Origin of the sequence: Microcystis sp. M090S1, from assembly GCF_020246295.1 — a bacterium.
In the GTDB taxonomy this organism is placed as follows: domain Bacteria; phylum Cyanobacteriota; class Cyanobacteriia; order Cyanobacteriales; family Microcystaceae; genus Microcystis; species Microcystis aeruginosa.
In genome coordinates this window covers 33,443-41,144 of sequence record NZ_JADBTF010000011.1, presented here as the reverse complement: position 1 = coordinate 41,144, position 7,702 = coordinate 33,443, and the positions used below count along the sequence as shown (strand labels likewise).

At 39.4% G+C, this 7,702-nt stretch carries 8 protein-coding genes and 1 tRNA gene; 1 reads left to right on the top strand and 8 read right to left on the bottom strand.

All coding sequences use genetic code 11. The features are described from left to right. The 5 genes from IM477_RS00480 to IM477_RS00460 form a co-directional block, all read right to left on the bottom strand. Window positions 1-92: helix-turn-helix domain-containing protein (locus IM477_RS00480; RefSeq protein WP_190718206.1), on the bottom strand; the 92-nt coding region annotated here is incomplete at its 3' end. Window positions 93-231: 139 nt separating this feature from the next. Beyond that, on the bottom strand, window positions 232-1,152 hold the full coding sequence (locus IM477_RS00475) for a DUF4351 domain-containing protein (protein ID WP_287730020.1): 921 nt from the start codon (window positions 1,150-1,152) through the stop codon (window positions 232-234). Between the two features lie 351 nt (window positions 1,153-1,503). Then, window positions 1,504-2,994 (bottom strand): MFS transporter, encoded by a 1,491-nt coding sequence (locus IM477_RS00470; protein ID WP_287730018.1) that lies wholly within the window; start codon window positions 2,992-2,994, stop codon window positions 1,504-1,506. 22 nt (window positions 2,995-3,016) lie between these two features. Beyond that, window positions 3,017-3,799 carry a DNA repair protein RecO gene (gene recO / locus IM477_RS00465; RefSeq protein ID WP_287730015.1) on the bottom strand — a complete coding sequence of 261 codons (783 nt, stop codon included), beginning with the start codon at window positions 3,797-3,799 and terminating at the stop codon, window positions 3,017-3,019. A 198-nt stretch (window positions 3,800-3,997) separates the two neighbouring features. Further along, window positions 3,998-4,070: transfer RNA gene (locus IM477_RS00460), tRNA-Ala, on the bottom strand. Window positions 4,071-4,147: 77 nt separating this feature from the next. On the opposite strand from IM477_RS00460, the gene trhO reads away from it, so the two are divergent. Beyond that, complete coding sequence (gene trhO / locus IM477_RS00455; protein ID WP_287730013.1) at window positions 4,148-4,960, top strand: oxygen-dependent tRNA uridine(34) hydroxylase TrhO; 813 nt, start codon at window positions 4,148-4,150, stop codon at window positions 4,958-4,960. A 29-nt stretch (window positions 4,961-4,989) separates the two neighbouring features. Here trhO and IM477_RS00450 read toward each other — a convergent pair whose 3' ends face one another. Genes IM477_RS00450 through IM477_RS00440 form a run of 3 tightly spaced genes read right to left on the bottom strand, consistent with a single transcriptional unit; the run spans window position 4,990 to window position 7,607 of the window. Further along, window positions 4,990-6,573 carry a protein kinase domain-containing protein gene (locus IM477_RS00450; protein ID WP_287730011.1) on the bottom strand — a complete coding sequence of 528 codons (1,584 nt, stop codon included), beginning with the start codon at window positions 6,571-6,573 and terminating at the stop codon, window positions 4,990-4,992. 57 nt (window positions 6,574-6,630) lie between these two features. Further along, window positions 6,631-7,008: a coiled-coil domain-containing protein gene (locus IM477_RS00445; RefSeq protein ID WP_287730023.1), complete on the bottom strand. Its 378-nt coding sequence runs from the start codon at window positions 7,006-7,008 to the stop codon at window positions 6,631-6,633. A 44-nt stretch (window positions 7,009-7,052) separates the two neighbouring features. Beyond that, on the bottom strand, window positions 7,053-7,607 hold the full coding sequence (locus tag IM477_RS00440) for a hypothetical protein (RefSeq protein WP_287730009.1): 555 nt from the start codon (window positions 7,605-7,607) through the stop codon (window positions 7,053-7,055). Window positions 7,608-7,702 lie beyond the last annotated feature (95 nt).

The following is a 7,702-nucleotide window of genomic DNA, read 5'->3' as shown; positions in this document are numbered from 1 at the left end:
TTGTAAACCAATCTTACACAGCCCAAAGTGCGCCGCAATAGCGACTCTTGTTCGGGTGTGGGGTAAAATCGGAACGAGTAGGCTTTTTCCATATCTCACATTTTAGCATATATTTCGTAAATGTGCTAATATTTAACAGTAAAGCCGTCGTAGAACGACGGGGTTTCAGACCCAAATTTTCGATGAAAATTTTAGCGGGTGATGGACAAAAGGCGATCGCTAACGTCAAAACTAGGCAGTTAAAGTATTTAACCAATTGATTAAATCTTCAACCGTAGAGAAGTCGAATAAAGCTTCTCCTAATGCTTCGACATCATCAATACTTAACTGCATGATTTTAGTTTCTAATGCAGGATTAATTTCCCCTAACTTGCGTTTAAGTTGGCGAATAATAAACGTCTTTTCGCGTTCGATACCTTGTTCAATACCTTGACGCATCCAACTGGTGGTAATTTGCATAACTCCCTCCTGTACGGGTTGACTAAATGTGCTAATCTCTTCTTGAAATTGTATCTCTTCGACCGGATTTAGATTGAGATAAGTATCAATAAATCCAGAAATTAATTGCATTCTCGCCGCATCTAGCCGTAAAGTTATTAACAAGCGCAGACATTCCGCTTTAACTTTGGCTCGCTCTTTGTCGGCAATGTTCATCTTAGCCATCAAAGCCGAAGCAACCGGATTCGGCTGATTGAGAAAATCTCGCCAATTTAATCGATTTAATTGCACGACTTGATAGTTAAATTCTAAAACCTTGAAATCGGGAAAATCGACTACATATTGACTAATTGCTTCTTTTTTTGGCTTTGAATAAGAAAAAATTACAATGGGATAAATCGGTAAGACAAATTTCTCATGAAAGCGAGCAAAATAAGTAAACATTCGCCGGTTAAACCACTGGCGGGAACTTTCCTGCGCCTCCAGATGAATCAGAAAAAAAGATTCTTTTCCGCGAAACTTAACTTGTGCGACTAAATCGCTTTCATGCCTTTCTCCTTCCGTGACATCGGTAAATACTTCTTTGTCTAAAAAAGTAATCGAGTCCCTATCTAAATAATCCATCACTTGAGGAAAAAACAACTCAAAAAATTCGACAAAAAAGGTGGAGATTAACTCCTTAAATAAGCGATCATGGTCAATATTATTAGTCATGTAATATCATCTTAACTAATCTGAGCGGTGAATGACTACCAGAAAATAACAACTTTTTGATTCTAACAAGTTTAAGGTTACTTTGTCTCCTGATACTAAATCTGGTTATTAAAGACTGATTATTTATTCCCCTTTTTGCATGAGGCATGAGTAGAAAACGGGTTTCTCCGAGAAACCCGTTTTCTGTGCGTTACTCAGTAATTACTACCAAAAGCTACCGTTTAGTTAATGTTAGTTTCGCTTCTTTGCGGGGGAGATAGGAGAATAAATAAAGGCAATCTCCTGACTCCTGACTCCTGACTCCTGATTACTGATAACTGATAACTGATAACTGATAACTGAAAAGTCCCGCTAATCTTTAGATAAATTGCCAGAAACATACCAAGTAAAACCACCGCCGATAACTGCCATAACTGCTAAAGCTAATAGTACCGGTCGGAGTCCGAATTGAGTTTCGGCGATACCCGCAACAGCTAAGGGTAAAGAGAGGGCAATATTAACGGCATTGTTTTCTAAACCAAAGACTTTACCGCGCATTTCGGGGGGTGTATCTGCCTGTAGGGTGGTTTGCATGGGAACCCCGACTAAAGCGGCAAAAATCCCTAATAAAGCCGTCATAGCGAAGGCTAAAATTAAACTCTTTGTGGCTAGAGATAAACCGATTAAAGCTGCCGCCATACCCAGGGAACCCCAGAGACTTAATTGGGTGTGGGAGAATTTTTGGCCCCAATAACCCAAAGTAATCGCACTAACTGCCATTCCTGCACCACAGGAGGCTAATAAAAAGCCGAATTGAGAAGCTTTTAACCCGGGTAGTTTTTCCGCCATACTGACGGCTAATACCGATAGAGCAGCAAAAATACAGAATAAGATGACTAATTGAATCAGAGCGTTACGAACTTTATGATTTTTGTTGAGGTAACGAATGCCGTCGCGGATATCTTCCCAAACATGGGGCTGTTCTGCGGTAGGAATGACATATTTTTCGTTAGTTCGCAGGATAATTAGAATTAAACCGGCAATTATATAAAAAGCACCGACAATCATCACTTTGCCAATATCAAATTGTCCGGCTCTCGTGCCGAAAATGCTATCGGCAAAAGCTAATACCGGTTCACCGATGGCAAAACCGATAATTAATACCGCCATGGTGGTTAAAGTGTTGAGGGAATTAGCGGGTAGAAGATGACGACGTTTTACCACCAATGGCAGGGTAGATTGTTCGGCGGGGGCAAAAAATTGGGTTAAGGTGGAGACAAGAAAAGTAATGACTAACAACAGGAAAAAACCGAAGGGTAAATTAAATTCTCCTTGTAGCCGGTAATGCCAATTTCTTAAACCTTCCGGCAGCCAACCGAGGGGAACGGCTAAAGTTTGCTCGCGCACTAACCATAATAATAGGGGAATGAGGAGGACAAAAGCCCCGCGTAAAAGGTTAGAAATAACTAAAACTTGTTTTTTTAACCATCTATCAACATATACACCCGCCACCGAACCCACTAACACCGCCGGAATTGTATTAGCAATCATTATCGCCGATACCCAGCCACTAATCGACTGATCGGCTTCTTGGTAATGGGTGGCAATTAGGGAGATCATCAGGACTAAATAGAATTTATCCGCTAATTGGGAAAAAATTCCCCCCGCCCAGAGAGTGAGAAAGCGCGGGTTTTTTAGCACTGGGGCAAAACCCTGACTAGGATTGGATTTGGGCGCACGTTTAGGCAAGCGGTTCATGGTTTCTGCGTCGGATTGCCTCGGTGAGGAATCGGAAGAATTAAAAACAGGAGTGGAGGAGTCGCTAGACGTAGCGTCGTCAGTTTCTGAGTCAAACAGTTGCATTATGATGATTTTTGCTATCTGTTTAAAATTCTAAGGGAGATAAACCCTCAACTAATGCCGAGGAGCGAAAAGTTTTTCCCAGATGATATTGAGTATAGCGGCGCAGCAGGCGATCGAGGTTAATCCAAGCTAGTTCTGAGGTAAGGTTTTCTTCTGGGGGAAAATCGGGTTTTCCTAAGCATTGCAGTAATTGCAGTTCTTGCAACGTCAGTTTACTATCGATTTTGGGCGGGTTGATTGTTTCTGTTAGGGCAGCTAGATCTATTATTCCCCCTGCCTCGAAACTAAATCCTAGGCAATTGTTCCCAATTAAAGCTTTTCCCGTCAACAGGCAGTTATGGACTTGCGGCACTAAACCGGCAATTATTAAGAAATGAAAAATTGCTTGACAAAGGTAGGGAAGTATGTATTGATTTTCGTCGAGGACTTCAATTCTGGCCAGATGGCTGCAGATTAATTCGTATAATTCCCTCTGGGGTTGTTCGCTCAGAGCGATCGCCAAAACCAGTTCGCAGAGGTATTGGCTAACGGTGAGTTTGGCGAGATTTTGACTTAATTTGGGATAAGATTCGATAGTTTCGGCTTGAACGACCTTATCTAGGGATTTTCCTGCGACTATTAACAGATTATTGACCACAAATAGTTCACTTCTACCCCGCAGGGAAGATTTATACTTGCGCGCACCGGGAGCGATGGCTCTAATTAAACCATATTCGGCGGTCAAAATAGTTAAGAGGCGATCGGCCTCTCCGAAGGCCATTCCTTGCAGATTGATTCCAGTAGCTTGATAGGTACGAGACATCATTGATAGCAGTTATCTTAATGGTGAGGTACGAAGTTTTCGTTTTGGGGAGACTCCAAGACGACTCCCTCTAAACCCTAAACCCTACACCCTGCCCCCAGGAAAAACTTTTTCGGCAACCCTAGCTAATTGTCTCCCCAAAAAGACTTGAGCTAATCACCAAGCAAAAGTGAATCAGTCAGGACTATGGGGGAGATGCTATGGAGGTTAGCGGACTCGAACCGCTGACATCCTGCTTGCAAAGCAGGCGCTCTACCAACTGAGCTAAACCCCCGATCTGGTTTTTAGGACACTTTCGTTATCATAACCTATAGTGAAAAATATTACAAGTTAATTTTTCCCTTGCCTGCCATGTCTTATCTAGTCGCCACTTTTTACCAGTTTGTGGCTTTGTCAGATTATCGTCAAAAACAGCCAGAAATACAAAAATACTGCCAAGAAAGAGGAATTAAAGGAACTATTCTTCTGGCAGCCGAGGGGATTAATGCAACGATCGCCGGGAACAGTCAAGCGATCGCAGAGGTGATTAGTTGGTTAAAAACCGATACTCGTTTAGCTAATCTAGAGGTGAAAGAGTCTGTTTGCGATTATTTGCCCTTTCAACGCTTAAAAATTCGCTTAAAAAAGGAAATTGTGACTTTTGGTCAACCCAAGGCTAACCCTCTCGAAAAAACAGGAATTCATCTCAAAACTGAAGAGTGGAACCAATTGCTGAAAGAGCCGGACGTGGTAGTTATCGATACTCGTAATAATTATGAAGTGGCGCTCGGTACTTTTGCGGGAGCGCTTAACCCAGAAATCCAGCATTTTCGCCAATTTCCTGAGTATATTCACGACAATTTTGATAGTATTAACGATAAAAAAATAGCTCTTTTTTGTACGGGGGGAATTCGCTGTGAAAAGGCGGCAGCTTTTTTATTAAATCAAGGCTTTTCTCAAGTTTATCAGCTAGAGGGAGGTATTTTGAAATACTTAGAAGAAGTTAGTCCCGATCAGAGTCTTTGGCAAGGAGAATGTTTTGTTTTCGATCAAAGAGTGGCCCTAACAGCTAATTTAGAGGTAGGACATTATGAAATGTGTCCCGCTTGCGGTCATCCCATCGATGAAAAAGATAAACAATCCCCCAATTACCAAGCAGGAATATCTTGTCCCTATTGTAGTTGATTTTATCCTATCGTCCTGCTCCCATCTCCCTACTTTTCTAGGTTCTGGTTACTTTTTTTGCGGATTTGTGTACCGGAAATCATGTCATGAAGGGCGCGTTTTTTCTTTGTCCAGGCTGCCAGTAAAAAGCCCAAATATAAGGGAGCAGTGGAGATAAATTTTAGTAAGTAGCGGCGATTGGCTCTCGCAAAAGATATGCGTCTTCCTTCGCTATCGGTGACGGATAAATCAAAAAACATTTTACCAATAGTGGCTTTAAAAAGATATTCTAAGAAAACATAATATAACCATTTAATAACTATTCCTAAACCGAGAGCAGTCAGGATGGCAATATGCTCGTGAGTAAAGTTAATTTTGGCTTGAATATTATAGATAATTGCTGCTATAAATAAAGCAAAACCAAAAATTGTTGTTCCAGCTGCACTTAATCCTGCTGCGTAGTAAACCCAGATTTCTTTGGCTATATCAAAATCAAGGTTTAAATCTTGAAAAGTTGACCATTGTTGTAAGCGAAAACAGATATAACCACCTAATAAAGCGGCGATAATAAGAACGATAAAAGAATCAATTAAAGAGGCTTTTAAACGGAGCCAAAACCCGGCATAACTGGGAGAAATTGCAGCGAGTAAAGAAATAAGTGCAGGATTGGGAATAGGAATAATTTTAGGTTTTTCAAGAGAAGAATTTTTAGTTTTTTTAGTTTTTTTAGTTTTTTTAGTTTGATGGGGATTGGCTTTAATATCAGTAATAATTTTTAGCAAAGTTTTGGTGTCTTTAGGTCGATCAATAGGTTTTTCTGCCATTAAATTATCGATAAAATCTGCTAATCGAGAAGGGATATTTGGGGTATATTTACGCCAGTTAAATTCATTGGTATTAATATTATAAATTTTCGGGTCACTGGGTTCTTTACCGGTTAACAAAAAGACGAAAGTTTTGCCCAAAGCATAAAAGTCTGACTGGGGGACAGAGTGACCGCGAGATTGTTCGGGAGGAGCATATCCGGGGGTATAAATTCCTGTATTTTTGCCTCCTGCTAGGACGGTTTTAGTGACTTGTCGCGCCGCTCCAAAATCAATTAAAACTAATTGACCATCGGGTTTTAAGATAATATTAGAGGGTTTGATATCACGATGATAGAATTTATGTTTATGAACTTCGTAGAGAATATTAGCTAACTGAGTTAACCAATCACAAGCGAGATTATAATCAATCGGTTTAAATCCTCTTTGTTTTTGATATTCTTCTAAGTCAATACCAGCAATTTTCTCCATAACTAAACAGTGTAAAGCAGTTTGACTCTCCCGGGGATGATAAATAAAATAGTTTTCTCCTTTGGGAATACCGGGGTGATTTAATTGTTTTAAAAGATTGGCTTCCTGTTGAAATAAATCAATAGCTTTACTGGAATCGTAGGTAAGAACTTTTAATACTTTGGGTATTTTATGTTCATCTATCACTTCATAGGTATTACCAAATCCACCTTTGGCACTCAATAAATTTGTGACTCGATATTTACCATTTAAAAGCAAGTCGGAACCACAGGATTGACAGTAACGACTCTCCGTGATACTTTTCGGTTTAGGACAATGAGGATTAATACAAAAACTCATGGATTTTATTGGTAGAGTACAAAATAAACTTGATGATTAAAATATCCCCTGATATATTTAAGGTTTATTGCCAAGAAAAAAGCCGCGCAATCCCAAAGTTACCACGGCACTTAAAAAAGCTACAACCATGGGGATAATCAGAGATTTAAACCCTTTCAAGTCCGCAATATCTTTAACTAGGATTGCATAACTATCTTCGACTTTTTCCAGTCGTTTATCCATTGTTTCGACTTTCTGATCAAGAATTTTAATATCTCCTTTGATTTCTGTGACTTCCACCTTTAAATCATTAACATCTTTTTGGAGACTGTCAAATTTTTGATTAACATCTCTTTGGAGAGAGTCAATTTTCTGATTAACCTCTTTAATGCTATCTTTAATTTCTTTCAGGACAGATTCGAGAGAATAGGTAACGGTTTCGCTAGTTTGTGTCATCATTAAAAACCTCTTGAAAATAACTACTTTCTTGAAATAAAAAATTAAGGTTTGTTGCCAAGAAAAAAGCCGCGCAATCCCAAAGTTACCACGGCACTTAAAAAAGCTACAATCATGGGGATAATCAGAGATTTAAACCCTTTCAAGTCCGCAATATCTTTAACTAGGATTGCATAACTATCTTCGACTTTTTCCAGTCGTTTATCCATTGTTTCGACTTTCTGATCAAGAGTTTTAATATCTCCTTTGATTTCTGTGACTTCCACCTTTAAATCATTAACATCTTTTTGGAGACTGTCAAATTTTTGATTAACATCTTTTTGGAGACTGTCAAATTTTTGATTAACATCTTTTTGGAGACTGTCAAATTTTTGATTAACATCTTTTTGGAGACTGTCAAATTTTTGATCCATATCTCTTTGGAGATTGTCAAATTTTTGATCCATATCTCTTTGGAGATTGTCAAATTTTTGATCCATATCTCTTTGGAGAGAGTCAATTTTCTGATTAACATCTCTTTGGAGATTGTCGATTTTACTCTCGATCCTTGTCAGGACAGATTCGAGAGAATAGGTAACGGTTTCGCTAGTTTGTGTCATAATTAAAACCCTCTGGTCGATATAGCCAAATATAATTAGGTTATGCTGAAACAGTTTTTCGTGGGGGGTGGGGTGTCGGGTGTGGGGTTTTAGCC